The 18522-nt window shown below is 73.4% G+C and carries 20 protein-coding genes and 1 tRNA gene; 10 read left to right on the top strand and 11 right to left on the bottom strand.

The window, feature by feature from the left end:
• Positions 1 to 98: 98 nt before the first annotated feature.
• Positions 99 to 683: an HD domain-containing protein gene (locus ACIBK9_RS43010; RefSeq protein ID WP_397164707.1), complete on the bottom strand. Its 585-nt coding sequence runs from the start codon at positions 681 to 683 to the stop codon at positions 99 to 101.
• Positions 684 to 714: 31 nt separating this feature from the next.
• On the opposite strand from ACIBK9_RS43010, the gene ACIBK9_RS43005 reads away from it, so the two are divergent.
• Positions 715 to 1563 carry a DUF4429 domain-containing protein gene (locus tag ACIBK9_RS43005; protein ID WP_397164705.1) on the top strand — a complete coding sequence of 283 codons (849 nt, stop codon included), beginning with the start codon at positions 715 to 717 and terminating at the stop codon, positions 1561 to 1563.
• Positions 1564 to 1629: 66 nt separating this feature from the next.
• Here the strand turns inward: ACIBK9_RS43005 and ACIBK9_RS43000 are convergent, their stop codons facing one another.
• The gene (locus ACIBK9_RS43000) at positions 1630 to 1890 is read right to left on the bottom strand and encodes a hypothetical protein (protein ID WP_397164703.1); all 261 of its coding nucleotides are present in this window, start codon (positions 1888 to 1890) and stop codon (positions 1630 to 1632) included.
• Positions 1891 to 2016: 126 nt separating this feature from the next.
• On the opposite strand from ACIBK9_RS43000, the gene ACIBK9_RS42995 reads away from it, so the two are divergent.
• Positions 2017 to 2577 (top strand): NADAR family protein, encoded by a 561-nt coding sequence (locus ACIBK9_RS42995; protein WP_397164701.1) that lies wholly within the window; start codon positions 2017 to 2019, stop codon positions 2575 to 2577.
• Here ACIBK9_RS42995 and ACIBK9_RS42990 read toward each other — a convergent pair whose 3' ends face one another.
• From ACIBK9_RS42990 to ACIBK9_RS42975, 4 genes are all read right to left on the bottom strand, one after another.
• Positions 2578 to 4917 (bottom strand): helicase-associated domain-containing protein, encoded by a 2340-nt coding sequence (locus ACIBK9_RS42990; protein WP_397164699.1) that lies wholly within the window; start codon positions 4915 to 4917, stop codon positions 2578 to 2580.
• 80 nt (positions 4918 to 4997) lie between these two features.
• Positions 4998 to 5074: transfer RNA gene (locus tag ACIBK9_RS42985), tRNA-Lys, on the bottom strand.
• Between the two features lie 41 nt (positions 5075 to 5115).
• The gene (locus ACIBK9_RS42980) at positions 5116 to 6039 is read right to left on the bottom strand and encodes a nucleoside hydrolase (RefSeq protein WP_397164697.1); all 924 of its coding nucleotides are present in this window, start codon (positions 6037 to 6039) and stop codon (positions 5116 to 5118) included.
• Between the two features lie 286 nt (positions 6040 to 6325).
• Complete coding sequence (locus ACIBK9_RS42975; RefSeq protein ID WP_358288389.1) at positions 6326 to 6718, bottom strand: OsmC family protein; 393 nt, start codon at positions 6716 to 6718, stop codon at positions 6326 to 6328.
• 52 nt (positions 6719 to 6770) lie between these two features.
• Between ACIBK9_RS42975 and ACIBK9_RS42970 the strand changes: the two genes are divergently transcribed.
• Together ACIBK9_RS42970 and ACIBK9_RS42965 are read left to right on the top strand one after the other, a co-directional pair.
• On the top strand, positions 6771 to 7481 hold the full coding sequence (locus ACIBK9_RS42970) for a hypothetical protein (protein WP_397164695.1): 711 nt from the start codon (positions 6771 to 6773) through the stop codon (positions 7479 to 7481).
• Between the two features lie 50 nt (positions 7482 to 7531).
• Entirely contained in the window at positions 7532 to 8305 is a 774-nt protein-coding gene (locus tag ACIBK9_RS42965; protein ID WP_397164693.1) for an FAD:protein FMN transferase, read from the top strand.
• A gap of 7 nt (positions 8306 to 8312) precedes the next feature.
• Here ACIBK9_RS42965 and ACIBK9_RS42960 read toward each other — a convergent pair whose 3' ends face one another.
• Positions 8313 to 8588 carry a hypothetical protein gene (locus ACIBK9_RS42960; RefSeq protein WP_352319467.1) on the bottom strand — a complete coding sequence of 92 codons (276 nt, stop codon included), beginning with the start codon at positions 8586 to 8588 and terminating at the stop codon, positions 8313 to 8315.
• Between the two features lie 115 nt (positions 8589 to 8703).
• Here ACIBK9_RS42960 and ACIBK9_RS42955 point away from each other — a divergent pair, with 115 nt between their 5' ends.
• On the top strand, positions 8704 to 9084 hold the full coding sequence (locus ACIBK9_RS42955) for a phage holin family protein (protein ID WP_352319465.1): 381 nt from the start codon (positions 8704 to 8706) through the stop codon (positions 9082 to 9084).
• Positions 9085 to 9094: 10 nt separating this feature from the next.
• Positions 9095 to 10426 carry an aromatic amino acid ammonia-lyase gene (locus tag ACIBK9_RS42950; protein ID WP_397164692.1) on the top strand — a complete coding sequence of 444 codons (1332 nt, stop codon included), beginning with the start codon at positions 9095 to 9097 and terminating at the stop codon, positions 10424 to 10426.
• Here the strand turns inward: ACIBK9_RS42950 and ACIBK9_RS42945 are convergent.
• Entirely contained in the window at positions 10368 to 11351 is a 984-nt protein-coding gene (locus ACIBK9_RS42945; RefSeq protein WP_397164690.1) for a LacI family DNA-binding transcriptional regulator, read from the bottom strand. The two genes, ACIBK9_RS42950 and ACIBK9_RS42945, sit on opposite strands and share 59 nt — an antisense overlap.
• 241 nt (positions 11352 to 11592) lie before the next feature.
• On the opposite strand from ACIBK9_RS42945, the gene ACIBK9_RS42940 reads away from it, so the two are divergent.
• Positions 11593 to 12453 (top strand): amidohydrolase family protein, encoded by an 861-nt coding sequence (locus tag ACIBK9_RS42940; RefSeq protein ID WP_397164689.1) that lies wholly within the window; start codon positions 11593 to 11595, stop codon positions 12451 to 12453.
• A gap of 337 nt (positions 12454 to 12790) precedes the next feature.
• Positions 12791 to 13327 (top strand): cysteine dioxygenase, encoded by a 537-nt coding sequence (locus ACIBK9_RS42935; RefSeq protein WP_397164687.1) that lies wholly within the window; start codon positions 12791 to 12793, stop codon positions 13325 to 13327.
• Here ACIBK9_RS42935 and ACIBK9_RS42930 read toward each other — a convergent pair.
• Positions 13299 to 13964, bottom strand: coding sequence for a hypothetical protein (locus tag ACIBK9_RS42930; protein WP_397164686.1), 666 nt, complete (start codon positions 13962 to 13964; stop codon positions 13299 to 13301). The genes ACIBK9_RS42935 and ACIBK9_RS42930 overlap by 29 nt on opposite strands.
• A gap of 14 nt (positions 13965 to 13978) precedes the next feature.
• Positions 13979 to 15151, bottom strand: a complete 1173-nt coding sequence (locus ACIBK9_RS42925) for a CynX/NimT family MFS transporter (protein WP_397164684.1) — start codon at positions 15149 to 15151, stop codon at positions 13979 to 13981.
• A 69-nt stretch (positions 15152 to 15220) separates the two neighbouring features.
• On the opposite strand from ACIBK9_RS42925, the gene ACIBK9_RS42920 reads away from it, so the two are divergent.
• On the top strand, positions 15221 to 16204 hold the full coding sequence (locus tag ACIBK9_RS42920) for a LacI family DNA-binding transcriptional regulator (protein WP_397164681.1): 984 nt from the start codon (positions 15221 to 15223) through the stop codon (positions 16202 to 16204).
• Here ACIBK9_RS42920 and ACIBK9_RS42915 read toward each other — a convergent pair.
• A complete protein-coding gene (locus ACIBK9_RS42915; protein WP_397164679.1) occupies positions 16167 to 17471 on the bottom strand; it encodes an MFS transporter in 1305 nt (434 codons plus the stop codon). The genes ACIBK9_RS42920 and ACIBK9_RS42915 overlap by 38 nt on opposite strands.
• Before the next feature lie 59 nt (positions 17472 to 17530).
• On the opposite strand from ACIBK9_RS42915, the gene ACIBK9_RS42910 reads away from it, so the two are divergent.
• Positions 17531 to 18517 (top strand): ArsR/SmtB family transcription factor, encoded by a 987-nt coding sequence (locus ACIBK9_RS42910; RefSeq protein WP_397164677.1) that lies wholly within the window; start codon positions 17531 to 17533, stop codon positions 18515 to 18517.
• Positions 18518 to 18522: the final 5 nt, after the last annotated feature.

Genomic DNA, 18522 nt, shown 5'->3' with positions numbered 1-18522 from the left:
GAAGATCACCCGTTCTACTGGATCTCCGTTCTCATGTCCCAGGTTCGGCCGAACACCTTGACTCGACCGCCAGCCGTCTTAACTTCCCGGCATTGGGGCTAGTCCGGGTAGCGGGCCACGCGCCTGGCCCAGGGCCGCCGCCACTCCTCGTACCACTCGGCGAACCACGGGTGGGGCGCGGCCAGCGGCACGATGTGGGCGACGGTCTCGTGGTAGTAGCGCTTCTGGAACCGCCAGTGGAGGCGCTGCAACTCCTGCACGTTGCTCACCCGGTCGGCCAGCTTCACCAGCACCGCCTGCGCCGGGGCCTTGGCCAGCGCGGCCAGGTGGTCGGCCTTCGCGCGCCCGGCGGGCCTGGTCACCCAGCGGACGAGCCCGGTCACCTCCGCGCCGAACCGCCGGGCCAGCTCCCGCTCGGTGCACGCGGTGTCCTCCAGCACGTCGTGCAGCACGATCGCGGTCAGCACGTCGGGGTCGCTCACCTGCGCTCCGGCCACCGCCACCTCCAGCGCCTCCAGCAGATGCTCCACGTACGGCCGCCCGGTGGGACGCTGCTGCACGCCGTGCTGCGTCCGGGCGAAGCGCACCGCGTCGCGCAACCCCGTGACGGTCTGCGACGGGAGCGCCTCGGCCAGGGGGCCGGCGGCCTGGCCCCACGACATCCAGCTCGTGAAGATCTTCATCGGGCTCCTCTCGACGTCCTAGGCTGAGAATATGACCGAGATCGCCGTTCCAGACGGCTCGTGGACGTTCAACGGAGAGATGCTGCGCGTCGTCCCTGGCGGCGACAAGAACGTCCACGAGCTCCGCAAGGTGCTCGGCGAGGTCGCCGTGCCGCTGGAGGCCATCGCGACGTGCGCGTTCGAGCCCGGCCGCAAGGGCGGCCAGCTCCGCCTGCGCCTGCGCTACGGCGCCGACCCCCTGTCCGACCTCGTCGCCGGATCGCTGGCCGCGCCCGCCGACCCGTACCGGCTGGCGGTGCCCAAGGAGCGCGCCGGCGCGGCCCAGTACTTCGCCGACGAGGTCCGCGACACCCTGGAGATCAACCAGACGCCCAGCGGCCCCTGCGAGCACTATCTGCTCCCCGGCCCCGCCATCCCCGTCTCGGCCACGGCGGGCGACGGCACCGCGATCTTCGACGGCGAGCGCGTCCGCCTGGAATGGACGGGTTTCGCCAGCACGGAGAAGGAGCGGGCGGGGTCGCAGGAGTTCCCGCTGGCCGAGCTGGTGGGCGTGGAGTGGAAACCGCAGTCCGGCCTCGGCTACGGCACCCTCCGCTTCCGGCTCAAGGGCGACGGGCCCGGCGCGTCCCCGCAGAAGGACCCCCACTGCGTGTCCTGGGGCATCCAGCGCTTCGGCGGCGCGACCGCGCTGGTCGGGGCGGCGGTGCTGGCCCGGCTGCCGCGCGAGCAGCCCGAGGAGCTGGAGCCGGCGGCCTCGGTCGGCGACGCCCACGACGCGGTGCTGCGCCGCCTGGCCGAGCTGGGCGAGCTGCACCGGTCCGGGGTGCTGACCGAGGAGGAGTTCGCGGCGGCCAAGCAGGCCATGATCCGCCGGCTCTGACCAGCGTCCGGCCGTGACGGCGGACGGCCCGGAGGACGAGCCTCCGGGCCGCGGCCGGTCAGGCGGTTACCGGGTCAGCACCATCAGCGTGAAGAAGCCGGTGTACTGGCAGAAGTACGACAGGTAGGTGCCCTTCGCCTTGAGCTCCTTGCCCTTGGCGATGCACGCGGCCTCACTGCTGTAATCGCCGTACTTGATCCAGGTGGAGGCGGCGGCCGAGGCGGCCGAGGTGGTGGCGGAGGCGGCGGGCGCCGTCATCGCGGTGCACGTCGCGGCCAGGGCGACGGCCGCGACGGAGGTGGCGGCGGCACGGGTGAGCTTGGACATGGACATCCCTTCGGGGGTCAGGGGGCATGGCGGAGAAAACTAGATCATTTCCCGCCATCATGATCATAATCATCCGCCGGCTCAATCGGCTTGGCCGGCGTCCGTCCCCTGTGGGACGGTTGAGCGGTGTCCGACCAGCTTCCCCGTACCGTTGACGAGGCCGTCGAGGCGGAGCGGAACGGCCGCCGGCCGCGCTACCTCTACTTCTGGGGCCACCGCCCGGCCCGCGACGGCGGCCCCGGCCGCGGCTGCCTGTCGCAGTGGTGGCCGGTCACCTTCACCGAGGGCGGCCACACCTTCGCCTCGGCCGAGCACTACATGATGGCCCACAAGGCGTGGCTGTTCGGCGACCACGACAGCGCCGGCCGCATCCTCCTGGCCGCGACCCCGGGCGAGGCCAAGAAGCTCGGCCGCACCGTGCGCGGCTTCGACGAGGCCGTGTGGGACGCCCACCGGCTCGACATCGTCACCCGCGCCTCGCTCGCCAAGTTCGGGGCGCACGCCGACCTGCGGGAGTTCCTGGTCGGCACCCGCGCCCACGTGCTGGTCGAGGCCAGCCCGCTGGACCGGGTCTGGGGCATCGGCCTGGCCGCCGACGACGAGCGCGCCGCGTCCGCGGCGACCTGGCGCGGGCTGAACCTGCTCGGGTTCGCGCTGATGGCGGCCCGCGACGAGCTGGACGCCTGATCAGGTCAGCACTTTGGTGATCTTCGCCAGGTCCAGCAGCCGGAACTCGGCGGGCTCGTGGCACCACACGTCCAGATCCGCGCCGCGCACCTCCGGGCCGCTGACGGTGAGCTCCTCGCCGTCGTGGACGATCCGGGCCGTGCCGTGGTACTCCAGCTCCATCGCCACCCGTTCGCGGGCCTTGGGCGACAGGGCGGTGGCGTACCGGGCGAAGAGGTCGCGCAGGCCGTGGCGGCCCGGCGGCGGCTCGCCGGCGGTGGTGACCAGCCAGGCGGCGGCGCGTTCCGGGCTGAGGACCCCCTGCTCGCGGCCGGTCGGACGGGCCGGGGCGCGCCGGGGCGCGCGGCCGGTCACGGTGAGCGTGCCGTCGGCCTCGCGGGCGACCGGCGCGTACCCGGCCTCCCTGAGCAGGGCCAGGGTCTGCGCCGGGTCGAGCGCGCTGGCCAGGACGGTGGGGGCCAGCAGGCGCGGACGCAGCTTGGCCAGCCTGCGATGCGCGGCCAGCTCGGCCAGCAGGGCCTCGTCGTCGCCCACCACGCAGCAGCCCACCGGGACCACCTCGATCTCCCCGTGCCGCCGGGCGACGTCGTGGATCAGGTACGTCAGGGGCTGCGGCAGCGGGCCGGCGGCCACCTCCTCCAGGGCCGAGACGAGTTCGGCGGCGGTGTGACCGGCGTCCAGGGCGCGGCGCACCGAGGACGCGCCGAACCGCCACGAACCGCCGGGCTCGCGGTCGGCGGCCCGGTCGAGGACCTCCGTCAGGGCGGCGGCGGGCGGGCCGGTGACCACGGCGGTCAGGTCGGTCCCGAACAACGCCTGCCGCCGGGCGCCGGCCAGCAGCCCGGCGGCGGCCTCCCCCACCCGCGGCCCGGACGGCGTCCGAAGGGCCAGGCCGGGCGGGCTGAGGGCGTCCGCGCCGAGCAGGCCCAGCAGCCTCGACTCGGCCAGCACCGCGAGCACGACCTCACGGCAGCTCGCCCGCTGCAACAACGGAAGATGCCAGCTCGCGGCCGCCGCCACCTCCTCCGCGTCCGGCACGGCCGCCGCCTCTCCCGGCGCCGTCGCGCCCGGGAGCAGCCCGAACACCACCTCCCGGATGACGCTGGACGGTGTCCCGGTCCCGGCCGGGGCGAGCGGGGTGCGGGGTTTGCCGTCGTACCGGCGGGTCGGGCTGATCGGCAGCCGCCACCACGCCTCGGCCAGCGCGGCGTAGCGGTCGGCCGGCGACAGGCGCAACCACGCGTCGTAAGCCCTGGTCGGCGAGACCCCGGCAGGCCGGGTCTCGGTCGCGCGCCGGGTGCGCACCTGCGTGAGCGGGTTGGCGGCCAGCAGCCCGGCGGCGTGCACGAGGTCGAGCAGCAGACGGACCTCGTCCTCGGCGCAGCCCAGCCGGCCGGCCAGGCGGCGCACCTCCTTGACGCCGACGCCGCCGCCCTTCAGCTCGGGCAACGGCTGCGCCGCCGCGTCCTGCAGCAGGGCCGCGGCCCGGTCCAGGAGGCGGAGGGCGGCCACGGACGCCTCGTGCGCGACCAGGTCGGCGGCGACCGGCCGGGTACGGACCGCCGGCTGCTCGACCGGCAGGTCGATGCGGTGGTCAGGCCCGCGCAGCGCGAGCGCGACCTCCATGGGCATGACGTAGGTGCGCTCCCAGTCGACGCTCCAGACGAGACCGTGGTCGCGAGCCCACCGCGCCGGGGTCGCCGGCCGCCGCGGCTGGTGCTGGCCGCGGGGCGGGAACTCGTCGAGCACCCGCGCGGGTCCGCGTTCGAGGAAATCGTCGAGCAGCTCGCGGGTGCCCGCCGGGGCGCGGGCGACCAGCCGGGCCAGCCTGCCGGGATCGCGCAGGGCCGTGGTGATCGCCTCGATCAGCGCCGCTCTGCGCGGCGTGCCCGTGCCGCCCAGCCGCCGGTGCACGTCGGTCAGCTCGGCCACGGTGACGTGCGCGAGCAGCCCGGACAGGTCGGGGCCCAGCCCCAGGGGCGTCGGCAGCACCGCGGGCAACCCGGCGGCCAGGTGCAGCGCGCCGCCCTCGCCCCGCCGTACGAGCGCGACGCGTTCGAGCCGGTCGATCAGCCCGGGCAGGTCGGCGCCGGCGGCCACCAGGTCAGGCAGCGGCCGGCCGCTGCGGGCCGACACCAGGATCGCCTCCACCAGCAGCAGACAGGGCAGCGGTGTCCGGGACAGCGCCAGGTGCACGGACTCCGGCGCGTCGAGCCGCTCGGCCAGCTCGGCCGGCCGCCGCGGCGGCACGGGCCGCAACACGTCGGGCCGCGCCGCCAGCAGCTCGGTCAGCCGCTCGCGCCCCAGCCCCGCCAGCCATTCGGGAAACGTCTCGTCCACCGACCGATTGTCGCAAGCCGCGGAGAGCGAAGGGGCCAGGAAAGCAGCGAAACCGCCTGGTGAACCAGGCGGTTTCGGTGTGGTGCGCCGCCAGGGACTCGAACCCCGGACCCGCTGATTAAGAGTCAGCTGCTCTAACCAACTGAGCTAGCGGCGCAACAGGGTTAACTGTATCAGCCGCCGGACGGTGCCCGCACATCAGCCGAGCCGCTCCCCCAGCCGCCCGTACGCCCCCAGCACCAGGTCCCAGAACCCCTTCACGTCCACGGACGTCGCCACCAGCGCGTTCGCCGGCCGTCCGCGCAGGTCGAAGTCGGTGACGGTCATCCCCCGCGTGTACGTCCCGGCGGTCTCCACGTTCACCACGGCCGGCACGCAGGTGAACAGCGACGGGTCCAGCACGTACGCGACCGCGCAGGCGTCGTGGATGGCCGGGCCGCCCTCGGCCGTCACCACGCCGTAGAACTGCGCGGCGGGCACCAGCAGCTCCGACAGCCGGCCGAGCGGCCGCATGCGGTCGAGCACGTCCGCGGTGACCAGGGCGGACAGGGTCACGTCGAGGCCGAGCTGGCGGACCTGCCAGCCGGCCTCGAAGACGATCGCCGCGGCCTCGGGGTCGGCCAGCATGTTGAACTCGGCCGCCGGGTTGTGGTTCCCCCGGGTGTACGAGCCGCCCATGATCACCAGCTCCCGGGCCCACTCCACGACGCGGGGCTCGCGGCGTACGGCGAGGGCGATGTTGGTCAGCGGGCCCACCGCGACCAGCGTGATCTCGCCCGGCGCGGCACGCAGGGCGTCCACGATGAAGTCCACCGCGTGCCCCTCCGACAGGGGACGCACGGGGGCGGGCAGGACGACGTCGCCGAGCCCGGTGTCGCCGTGGACGTGCCCGGCGCGGACCGTGCGGTGCAGCAGGGCGCCCGCGCTGCCGGGCGTGACCGACACGTCGCCGAGGTCGAGGAACTCCCGGAGCGCCAGCGCGTTCGCGGTGGTCAGCTCCAGGTCGACGTTGCCGCCCACGGTGGTGACGCCCACGACGTCGAGGTCGGGGGAGCCGGCGGCGAGGGCCAGGGCGAGGGCGTCGTCGATGCCGGGGTCGCAGTCGATGAGAACTTTCTTCACACCACAGGACAATACGCATGGCCGATGGCAGATGAGGCAGCGCCTGTGCCGGCTGCGGGCATGGATCGGGGCCGGGCAGTTCCCCCAAATCTGCCCGGCCCCGATCGGTGGCGGTCCAGGCCGACGTCTTCCCCCAAAAACGTCGGCGGTCCCGCACTCGCGGACCGCGGTCCCCCTCCGCGTCCGCATCGGTGAAGGTCTGTTGTGGCCTCTCGACCTGCTACAACGCTACCGAGACGAATGCAACGGTCGCGTCATAACGGGGTCGAATAAGCGTTTAATCCGACTAGGGAAGCTCCAATCGAACCTCCGTACCGTCCTGCAACGATCTGCTCACCGTGCAGTACTTGTCGTGCACCCGCCCGGCCACCGCCCTGAAGACCTCGTCGGCCGCCTCCGAGGGCAGCTCCACGTCGTAGGTCACCGTCACCGGCCCGAGCTTGTTCGGCTCGACCTTCTCCGACTCCACCGTCATGGCCAGGCGCACCAGCCGGTGCCCGCGCTTGGCCGTGAGCGGCTCGACGGTCACGATGTTGCAGCCGCCCACCGCCGCGAGCAGCAGCTCGACCGGGGTGAACACGCCCTCGTCGTCGCCGCCGCCGATCTTCACCTCGGCGCCGCGGGCGTTCGTGGCCCGGAAACCGCCGTCTTCTGTCCGCTCAACACGCACGTTAGCCATGTTTCAGACCTTACTCAGAAAGCTCTCATGTTCCTTCAGCATCGTCGTAGACATGGCTAGTGAGGTGAATGCGAGTCACGGTCCCATCCTCTTCTGGTGCGGGGTCGCGGTCGCCGAGTTCGGCGCGATCCAGCCGGGGTTCGGCTACCCCTGGCGGCCCACCGCCTACGCCGCCGCGGCGTTGCTCGTCGCGCTCGGCTTCGCCACCGTCAAGGCCGCCGACCTGCTCCGCACCGAGCAGGCCCGGCAGCGGCTGCGGCTCGGCGGCTACCTGGCCGGCGCGCTGCTGGTGGCCCACGAGCTGAGCTCCACCGCGTACGTGACGGAACTCAGCCGCGTCGGTTCGCTGCTGCTGTACGCGATGGCGGCGGTCATGGCGGTCCGCAGCCACACGGTCGTCCCGCAGACCAGGGGCAGGGTGCTGATCGCGTCCGGCATGGACCCGGACACCCTGCGCACCCGGCTGGCCGGCGCGAGCACCAGGACGGACACCGTGGCCGTCTACCGGGCCGAGCGCGCCACCAGCGAGCTGCGCGACCTGGAGACCAGGTACGGTCTCATCCTCGTCACCGGCGCCGAGCACGACCCGAGGGCCAAGGAGCGCATCAGCGCCTCCGGGCTCAGCCGCGAGATCCCCGACATCGCCGAGCGCGAGGTGGTCGTCGAGGGCCCGCGCCCGTTCACCCGGTACGTCGGCGGCGCATTGTCACGCCTCGCGATCCCGAGATCACAGGTCCATTTCAAACCAGGGCAAAAGGTTTAGCCCCACGTTACGGCCGACGTGAGAGCGTGGGCAGCGGACAAGGAGGCCAGGTGACGATTTTCCCCGGAAGCGCCCGTGTCGACACGGTCATGGGCATGCCCGTCAGCGTGGACATCCGCACGGCTCTGCCGGCCCGAGAGCTCACCCCCCTGCTCGACGACGCCTTCTCCTGGTTGCGCTGGGTGGCCGACACCTTCAGCCCGGCCAAGGAGGACAGCCAGATCTGGCGCCTCAACCACGGCCTGACCATCAGGCAGATCCCCGAGCTCGTCGAGGTCCTGCATCGCTGCGAGGAGCTGGGCGAGGCGACCGGCGGCTGGTTCGAGCACCGGATCAACGGCGTGATCGACCCGTCCGGCTACATCAAGGGCTGGGCCCTGGAACGCCTGTCACGGGCGCTGTGCAACGCGGGCGCCGGCGACCACCGCATCAACGCGGGCGGCGACATCAGGGTGCGCGGCTCGGCCGCCCCGGGCAAGCCGTGGCGCGTCGGCATCCGCGACCCGCGCACCGACGTCGTCAGGAAGGCGCTGTTCGCCCACGACCTCGGCATCGCCACCTCGGGCGGCGCGGCCGTGGTGGACCCGCGCACCGGGGAGCGCCAGCAGACGCTCGGCTCGGTCACCGTGATCGGCCCCGACCTCGGCGTGGCCGACGCCTACGCCACCGCCATGTACGCCATGGGCCCCACCCTGGCCAGGCAGTTCGCGACCGACCTGGCCGAGGCCGGCGCGTACGACACCATGATCGTGCTCCGGGACGGCCAGGAGGTCAGCACGCCGGGCATCTCGGGCATCGCCGCGGGGGCGCGCCTGGCCGGCTGAGCGCGGCTCAGGCGTCGGGATGATCGCGCAGATATTCCAGGTAGATCGGGCGCAACGCCTCGCCCAGCTCACCCTCGCCCGCCGCGAGCGCGTCGCTGAGCAGCGCGGACACCCGGCTGAGGTCGTTGGCGGTCTCACTCTCGTGACCGCTCGCGGCCTCGGCGGCCGGGATCACCTTCAGCAGGTTCCACAGGAAGCCCAGATCCCCATGGCGTACGGCGTACCGCACCGCTCGGTCGTGCAACTCCGCCGCGGGCAACGAATCAAGACCATTAGCGTCCATCCCGCTCCCTTTCCCGACATGAGTCACAGGTAACCGCCGCCACACTGCGTGCTCGACCGGCTTCGCGCGGTCGATCTATCGCGCCGGCGATCGCGAAGTGGGAGGATCAACCAGCGTGAGATTCATCATCAGAACCGTGGCCGCGGCCGCCGCCCTCTGGGTCGCCATCCAGCTCCTCGACGGCATCAAGATCACCGCCCCGGAGAACTCGGCCAAGTACTGGGGCGTCCTGCTCCTCGTGGCCCTGATCTTCGGTGTCGTCAACGCCATCGTGAAGCCGATCGTCAAGGCGCTGGGCTGCGCGGTCATCGTGCTGACCCTCGGGTTGTTCCTCCTCGTCATCAACGCGGCCATGCTGCTGCTGACGAGCTGGATCGCCGGCCAGTTCGACATCCCCTTCCACGTCGACAACTTCTACCCCGCCGCCTTCTGGGGCGCGATCATCATCAGCGTGGTCAGCTGGCTGCTCGGCCTGTTCATCCCCGACAACGACTGATCCCCTCCCCATGCAGCTCAACGGCGCCGGCCTGACCTGCGCCCAGGTGCACGAAGCCGCCCACGGCCAGGCCCGGGTCACGATCGGTCCCCTCGATCGGGCCCGGGCCTCGTGGGCCACCGCCCAGGGGCTGACCGGCCCCGTCTACGGCCGCAGCACGGGCGTGGGCGCCAACCGGGACGTCCGGCTCGACTCCCCCGGCCTCGACCTGCTGCGCAGCCACGCCTGCGGAGCGGGTCCCCTGGTGGCCGACGAGCGCGCGCGGGCCATGCTCGTCGTGCGGCTCAACCAGCTCGTCGCGGGCGGCTCGGGCATCGACCCGGCCGTGCTGCCCGTCCTGGCCGAGGCGGTCACGGGCGGGTTCACGCCGCCGGTCCGCACGTACGGCGCGATCGGCACCGGCGACCTGACCGCGCTCGCCACCACGGCCCTGTGCCTGCTGGGCGAGGTGCCCTGGCGGCGGGCGGGCGAGGAGACGGCCGGGCCGCGCTTCGCGCTCGCCTCCGGCGACGCGCTGCCCTTCATCAGCTCGGGCGCCGCCACGCTGGCCGACGCCGCGCTGGCCTGCCACCGGCTGGGCGCGCTGCTGGAGGCGGCCGTCGACGTGGCCGCCCTGTCCTTCACCGCGGTGGACGCCTCCGCCGAGCCGCTGGCCGCCGCCGTCCAGGAGGCCAGGCCGCATCCGGGCCAGTCGCGCGTGGCCGGACGCCTGCGCGGCCTGCTCACCCACGAGCTGGCCACCCGCGTCCAGGACCCGTACGGCTACCGCGCCTTCGCGCAAGTGCACGGCGCGGCCGTGGACGCGTTGGAGCGTGCCACCGCCACCGTCGAGACCGACCTGAACGCCGCCACCGAGAACCCGCTCATCACCGGCACCCTGGCCTGGCACAACGGCAACTTCCACTCGGCCCCGGTGGCCCTGGCCCTCGACGCGCTGCGCGCCGCGCTGGCCCAGACCGCCCAGCTCAGCACCGCCCGCCTGGCCACCCTCATGAACCCCGCCTACACCGGGCAGCTGCCCTTCCTGGCCGACCGGCCGGGCGCCTCCGGGCTGATGATCCTGGAGTACGTGGCCCAGGACGCCCTGGCCGAGCTGCGCCACCTCGCGGCCCCCGTGACGACCGGGACCGCGGTGATCTCGTTGGGCACCGAGGACCACGCCGGTTTCGCCACCCAGGCCGCCCGCCACGCGCTGCGCTGCCTCGAACCGCTGGAGATCGTGCTGGCCTGCGAGCGCGCCGCCGCCGTGCGGGCCCGCAAGGGGGCACGGCCCGACGGGCAGCTCACCGACGAGCTGGACGAGGCGCGGGCGGCGCTTGCGCGACCGAGCCCCGCTCCCTGAGCGTCGGCTCCTGGACCACCCGGCGGCGGCGGGTGCCGCCGTCGGCCGCGGCCGCGATGAGCCGCACCGCGGCCCTGACGATGCCGTCGATGTCCCAGTCGACGGTGGTCAGGCCGGGGGTGAGCAGCCCCGACATGGGATGGTCGTCGTAGCCCATGACCGACACGTCGCCCGGGATGGACAGGCCCAGCTCCTTGGCCGCGGCGTAGACGCCGTAGGCGATGGAGTCGGCGAAGCAGAAGACCGCGCTCGGCCTGGACGTGGAGAGGATCTCGTGGGCCGCCGAGGTGGACGCCGCCAGGTCGTGGGGGGCCGTGACGACCTCGATGTCGAGCCCCAGCCGGTCGGCCTCGGCCAGGACGTGCACGTCGGCCGGACGGTCGGGGGTGCTGGCCTGGGTGGGCGTGAGCACGGCGATCCGGCGGTGACCGAGGCCGGCCAGGTGTTCCAGGGCCAGCGTGACGCCCCGGCGGTTGTCGAAGACGACCTCGCCCGCCGTGCCCGCCAGTGAGTCGCCGATCGCGACGACGGGCAGCGACTCGCACAGCTCGGCCCAGAACGGCGCGGCCGGGTCGACCGGCTGCACGATCATGCCGTCGACGCGCTGGTCGCGGAGCTGCTGGGCGAGCACGCGCTCGCGGTCGGGGTCGCCGACCGCGTCAAGGATCAGGGCATAGCGGTCTTTCTCCCGCAGGCCCCTGCTGATGCCGACCGCCAGCGACTGCTGCCACAGGTCTTCGAGCGAGCCGCAGAGCAGGCCGATCATGCCCGTGCGGCCGCTGGCCAGAGCCCTGGCGATGGGGTCGGCCTCGTAGCCGAGCTCGGCGGCGGCGGCGCGCACGCGCTCCATGGTCTCCTCCGAGACCTGCATGCCGCGCAGCGCATAGGAGACGGCCGCCGGAGACAGGCCGGTCGCGCGGGCCACTTCCCGAATCGTCGCTCTCTTCCGCGGCATCCCGCCAGCCTATTGCCTGCCACCGACAGAAGCCGGACTCCCGCACGGGCTCGCGGGCTTCTTCTGGGACCGCCCTCGACGTGCGAACCGTTGACAAATAGGGCAGTGAAGCGGTTCACTGAACCGTATCACTGAAACGGTTCACCTGATTGATTTCGCAGTACAGTTCGTTTACCTGTAATCTCAGTAGGAAATAGAGGGAGGTGTGATCGTGAGCATCGACGTGCACCAGCACCTGTGGACGGGTTCGTTCGTCGCCGCGCTGCGCGCTCGCACCGTCCCGCCCCGGCTCGACGGCTGGACGCTGCTGCTCGACGGCGAGCCGCCGTACGAGGTGAACCCGGCCGACCACGAGCACCGGGACACGGCGGGGCTCGACCTGGCGCTGGTGTCGATGTCGAGCCCGCTGGGCGTGGAGTTCCTGCCGCCGGAGGAGGCGTGGCCGCTGATCGACGCCTACCACGAGGGCGCGCTCGGGCTGGGCGAGCCGTTCGGGGTGTGGGCGGCGACCTGTCACAGCGAGCCCGATCCGGAGCGGCTGGCCAAGGACCTCGACCGGGGGCTGGCCGGGCTGCAGATCCCGGCCACCGCCGTACCCGACGACCGGCTGCTCGACGTGCTCACCGAGCGGGACCTGCCGCTGTTCGTGCATCCCGGGCCCGCCGCCGTGCCGCCGCCGCCAGGAACGCCGCCGTGGTGGCCGGCGCTGGTGCCGTACGTGCAGCAGATGCACGCGGCCTGGCACCACTTCCACGCCGTGGTCCGGCCCCGGCATCCTCGGCTGCGGGTGTGCTTCGCGCTGCTGGCGGGGCTGGCGCCGCTGCACTCCGAACGGCTCATCGCCCGTGGCGGCACCGGGCGCGGCCTGGTCGATCCCGGTTTCTACGTGGAGACGTCCTCGTACGGGCCGCGCGCCATCGACGCGATCGTCCGCGAGCTGGGCGTGGACGTCGTCGTCAACGGCTCCGACGCGCCCTACGCCACGGCCCCCGACCCCGGCCTCGGCACCGCCGCCCACCACGCCATCCACTCCACCAACCCCCGCCGCCTCCTGGGCCTCCCCCCACCATGACCCCGCGAGGGAGCGCCCCCGCCCGGCCCCCCAGCCCGCCTCACGCAGTAAGGCCATTGGACGCGCGAGGGAGCGCCGGTGTCTGGAGGAGCGGCGGGAGCGCAGCGACCAGAGCGGAGGAAGACGCCGGCATACCGGCGACCGAGCCGCCTCACGCAGTGAGGCCATTAAACGCGCGAGGGAGCGCCGGTGTCTGGAGGAGCGGCGGGAGCGCAGCGACCAGAGCGGAGGAAGACGCCGGCATACAGGCGACCGAGCCGCCTCACGCAGTGAGGCAATCAGACAGAGCGCCCGCCTCACGGAGTGAGGCAATTAGATAGAGAAAGGAGACTCGTACGTGAACGACATCCAGATCCAGGGCGGGGGCGTGTGTGCCGGGCTGCCGGAGCGCACGCTCGACCGGCGTGAGCTGCGCGACCTGGTCGACGAGCTGGCCGCCAACCCGCAGGAGTGGCGTGACATGGTCGACTTCCCGGCCGACGGCGGACGGCATTACGCCTCCCTGTACCGGGACGCCTATGTGGACGTCTGGGTGCTGTGCTGGCGTCCTGAGGACGACACGGGCTGGCACGACCACGACATCTCCTCGGGCGCGGTGCACGTCGTGCAGGGGGCGTTGCAGGAGTGCAATCCGCGCATCGGCGGCGAGCACCTGGAGACCGTGGTGCCGGCCGGTCAGTCGTTCTCGTTCGGGCCCGACCACATCCACCGGCTCGGCGGCGCGGAGGGCGAGAGCGTCTCGATCCACGCGTACTCGCCGCCGTTGTGGCGGCTCGGCCAGTACTCCATCGACGACAGCGGCGTCATGCGCCGGGTGTCGGTGAGCTACGCCGACGAGCTGCGTCCTATGGACGAGCCGGTGGCTGTGGCCTGAGCACGCAGCAGCTCCCGCACGCCTCGACGTCGGGCAGGGTGATCCACAGGCAGCACGTCCTGCGGAAGTAACCGCCGTCGGCGGGCTCGATCAGCCCGTCGACCGGGCTGCCGAGCTCGGCGAGCAGGCCCATGTAGTCGCCCTTGACGATGCAGGTCAGCGGATGGGCGAACGCCTCGGCGGTCGAGCCCCACAAGGTGCGCTCGCCGACCTTGGCGAGCGCGCTGATGGCCTTGACCAGCGGCTGCTGCGCCTCGGCCAGCGACTCGCGGATGGGTTCGACGCCCGTGCCCCAGCTCACGCGGCTGGCGGCGATCGTCACGCCGGCGTCGGAGACCTTGAAGTAGGTGTCGGCCAGCCGCATGACGGGGATGCGGCCGTCGAGGGCCCAGCCGAGCGCCATGGGCAGGCTGTGCCAGTAGCCGAAGGTCTTCCAGAACAGCGCCGCGCCGACGTGCCGGGGCGCGTTCCAGCGTGTCGCCGTCTGCTCGACCAGGCCCGCCAACAGCGTGTACGGCTCCCGCACCAGGTCGGCGGCGGCCGTCCAGCTCTCGTCGGGGTCGATGACGAGCTCTGGCTCGACCCCGATGACACCGCCCCGGCCGTCGGCCAGACGCTGGAGAGCCTCGGTCAGCACGCTGCGGATCCCTTCTACAGGTTAGCCTTACCTAAGGTAGCAGGGCGTCCGGCGAACCATCCAGCCACCAGCTGGGCCCCGAGGACCCCGAGGCCGACCGTCAGCGGCACGGTCCAGCCGCCCGAGACCTCTCTCAGGTAGCCGAACAGCAGCGGGCCCAGGGCGGCCACGACGTACCCCACCGACTGGGCCACGGCCGACAGCGCGGTCACGCCGGCCGGATCGGCCGGGCGCAGGGCGATGATCAGCAGCGCCAGCGCGAACGAGGCCCCCTGGCCGATGCCGAGCACGATCATCCACAACCACGGCACGGTGGCCGGGGCCAGCAGCACGCCGAGGTAGCCGAGCACGGTCAGCACGCCGGCGCCCACCACGTACGGCACCTGCGAGGCCCGGCGGCCGGCCAGCACCGGCACCGCGAGCGAGGTCGCGACCTGGACCAGGTTCGTCAGGCTGAGCAGGTAGCCGGCCTGGTCGGCGGGCAGGCCGGCGTCGAGGAAGATGGTCGGCAGCCAGGCCAGCATGACGTAGAAGGTGAGCGACTGCAGGCCCATGAGCGCGGTCACGTACCAGGTGACGCGGCTGCGCAGGACGGCGCCGAACGGCCGTGGGCCGCCCTGCTCGGCGGGCCCGCCCCGGACCGCCTGCGGCAGCCAGAGCAGGGCCGCGAGCACGGCGGGCACGGCGAGCAGCGCCGAGACGCCGCGCCAGTCGAAGCCGGTGGCCCGCTCCAGCGGGATCACCAGGGCCGAGGCCCCGGCCGCGCCGGCCACCACGGCCGCGACATAGACGCCGGTGAGCAGGTTGACGCGCTCGGGGAAGTGCTGCTTGACGATGCCGGGCATGGAGACGTTCATGACGGCGATGGCGGTCGCGGCCAGCGCCGAGCCCAGGTAGAGCATGGGAACGCCGTCGAGCCCGCGCAGGCACTCGCCCGCCGCGACCACGAGCAGGCCGGCCAGCAGCGTCCGGTCCAGGCCGATGCGCCGCGCGAGCAGCGGGGCCACCGGGCCGAACACGCCCAGGCAGACCACCATGACGGTGGTGATCGCGCCGCCGCCCGACGGCGACAGCCCCAGGTCTTTCATGATCTCGTCGAGCAGCGGTGACAGGCCCGCGATGGCGGGCCTCAGGTTGAGCGCGGCCAGCACGAACCCGGCCACCAGCAAGGCGTGTCGCAACGGCATAGGGCACCTACTCTGGCACAGGCGTCTGACAACGTTGTCCGCCCGGGTGCGGTAGGACATGATCCATGCGTGAGACCGACGATGAAGGACGTCGCGGCGGCGGCGGGCGTGGCGCTCAAGACCGTCTCGCGCGTGGTCAACGGCGAGCCCGGCGTCCATCCGGCCACCGCCGAGCGGGTGCGGGCGGCCATCGACCGGCTGGGCTACAGCCGTAACGAGAGCGCCCGGGTCCTGCGCACGGGCATGACCGCCACCATCGGGCTGGTCATCGAGGACGTCGCCGACCCCTTCTACGCCGGTCTCAGCCGGGCCGTCGAGGACGTCGTCATCGACCACGGCTGCCTGCTGCTCAGCGGGTCCTCGGGCGAGGAGCCGGGCCGGGAGCGCGAGCTGGTCGAGACGTTCTGCGCGCGCCGGGTGGACGGGCTGATCGTCGTCCCGGCCGGTGACGACCACGCCTACCTGCGGGGCGAGCTGGAGGCCGGCACGCCCGTGGTGTTCGCCGACCGGCCGCCCGAGCCGGGGATCGAGGTGGACACCGTGCTCGCCGACAACGCGGGCGGGGCCGAGCAGGCCGTCCGGCACCTGCTCACGCACGGGCACCACAGGATCGCGTTCCTGGGCGACGATCCGGCGATCTACACCGCGGCGCGGCGGCTGGCGGGTTACCGGCGGGCGCTCGGCGGGCTGTTCGACCCGCGCCTGGTGGCGATGCGCCCGCCGTCGCTCGACGACGTACGGGCCGACCTGCGGCGCATGCTGGCCCTGGACGCGCCGCCGACCGCGCTGTTCACCGGGAACGGGCGGCTCACGGTGACCGCGTTGCGGGCCCTGGAGGGGCGGCCGCTGGCGCTGGTGGGGTTCGACGACTTCGAGCTGGCCGACCTGCTGCGGCCGGGGGTGAGCGTGGTGGCGCAGGATCCGGCCTGGATGGGCCGGGTGGCCGCCGAGCTGCTGTTCCGCCGCCTGCGCGGTGACGGCGGGCCGCCGGAGCACGTCGAGCTGCCCGTACGTCTCATCCCGCGGGGCTCCGGCGAACTTCCGGCGACGTGACCGCCCCGGACGCCCCGCCCGCACCGGAGGAACTGACGGCACCGGGGGGACTGTCGGTGCCGGCGGAACCGGCGGCGCCGGAGGGCTTGGCAGGGCGCAGGGGCCCAAGCAGAGCCAGGGCGACCAGAACACCGGCCGCGCCCGCCGCGACGATCGCGCCCCCCGGCCCGATCGTCTCGCCCAGCACGCCGACCAGCGCCGCCCCGGCCGCCTGCCCCGTCATCAGCCCCGCCGACTGCAGCCCGAACGCCTGCCCGCGCCCCTCCTCGGGCACCGCGTCCACGAACCGCCGCTGCAACCCGAGCTGGTACGACAGCCCCGCGGCCGCGCACGCGGCCAGCACCGCGGCCCACCCCACGCCGGGCCCGAGCGCGAACCCCAGCCACGGCACCCCGAGCAGCACGGCGAGCGGCGCCGACAGCCGCTCCCGCAGCGGCGGCGCGGCGAACCTGCCCACGGTGAACTCGCCCACCGCCATCCCGGCCGCCGCCGCGGCGAGCACCACGCCCGCCCGCCCCTCACCGCCCAGGTAGGGCACGATCATGGCCTCCGCCCCGGCCAGGCACATCGTCGGCAGCCATCCGGCCAGCAGCAGCCCGCGCACCCGCCGGTCGGCCAGCAGCGACCGGTTCACCCGCAGCGTCTGCCGCACGGCCCCCGTCCCGCCACTCCCCGCGGCGGCGCGGGCGGGACGGTCGGGCAGGCCGAACCGCAGGACCACCGCGCCGAGTGCCGACAGCGCGGCGGTGGCGGCCAGCGCGCCCGGCGCCCCGGCGAAGGCCAGGAACGCGCCTCCGGCCGCGAGCCCGCCGACCTGGGAGGCCGCCGAGGTGACCCCGATCACCGACCGGCCGAGCACGAACGCGTCCCCCGGCAGGACGTCCGGCAGCGCCGCCGACCTGGCCGCCCCGAACACCGGCGAGAACAGCCCGCTGACCAGCACGAGCGCCAGCATCCCCCACACCGGCAGCCCGGCGTAGGCGAGCAGCAGGCACACCGCCGCCCTGACCAGCTCGCCGGTCACCATCAGCGCCCGGGGCCGCAGCCGGTCGGCCAGCGACAGCAGGAACATCCCGCCCACGATGTACGGCAGCCACCCCGCCATGTACGCCGCCGCCGACAATCCCGGGGAGCCCGTCCGCGCGTACACCAGCACGGACAGGGCCAGCATCTTGATCGATTCCCCGGTGACCAGCAGCGCGAAGCTGCCGAACAGCACCCGGAACTCCTTGACCGCGAACACGTCGCCGTACGTCGCCGCTCTCACATCCCCGATGCTGCTGAACCGGCGCCCGGCCCGGCCATGGTTTCGGATATAACCGAAAGGTGGCACTGAAGATCCAGGTGACCCCGCAGGACCTGGTGGCCAGCAGGTTCGCGATCTCGCCGCTGATCGAGACCATGCACGCCCACTGGACGCTCGACGGCAGGAACGAGCCCGGCGTGCACCGGCGGTGGGTGGAGCGCTGGCGCGGCCCGTACCTCGACCTGGTGCGACGGCATCCGGCGCTGCGCGCGCTGGCGGCGATCAGCGGCAACAAGGGCCATGCGAACGTCGACTTCATCGCCCCGCCGCCGGCCGGGATGAGCGTGCCGTTCGAGACCGAGCTGGCCTCCATGCGCCGGACCCCGGTCGCCCAGGCGCACGAGGAGATCGCCCGGGTTCTGGCCGCGCTGCCGCCGGTGCCGGAGCCGATCCGGGACCTGCTGTTCTCGCCGCGGGTGGTGGAGGTGCTGGCCGACGCCTACGAGGCGCTGTGGCGGGAGATCATCTCGGTCGGCTGGCCGCGACTCCACACGATCCTCGAACGCGACGTGATCCAGCGGGCCGGACGCCTGGCCGCCTACGGCTGGGCCGCCGCGCTGGACGACCTGAGCGACCAGGTGCGCTGGCGTCCCGACGGGCACATCGAGGTGCGCCTGCACACCCGCCTCGGCTCGCACGTGCTGGGCGGCGGGGGCCTGCTGTTCGTGCCGACCGCCTTCGCCGGCTCGGTCGGCGTGTACCTGGAGGCGGCCTGGCCCAACGCGCTGGTCTACCCGGCCCGCGGCACGGGCGCCGCGGTCGGCGTGCCGGACGGCGACCTGGCGCTGCTGATCGGCCGCACCAGGGCGCGCCTGCTCACCGAGCTGGCCGTGCCCGCGACGACCACCCACCTGGCCGCCCTGCTCGGCCAGAGCCTCGGCGCGACCGGCGGGCACCTGGCCGTCCTGCGCAGGACGGGCCTGGTCGTCGGCACCCGCACCGGCCGTTCCGTGCTGTACGCCCGTACGCCGCTGGGCGACGCGCTGGCCGGCCGGTCACCGGCGTAGCGGGC

The sequence above is a fragment of the Nonomuraea sp. NPDC050227 genome (genome assembly GCF_044459705.1).
Lineage (GTDB): Bacteria > Actinomycetota > Actinomycetes > Streptosporangiales > Streptosporangiaceae > Nonomuraea.
The sequence above is the reverse complement of the archived record's forward strand: the minus strand, read 5'-3'. Positions and strand labels throughout refer to the sequence as shown.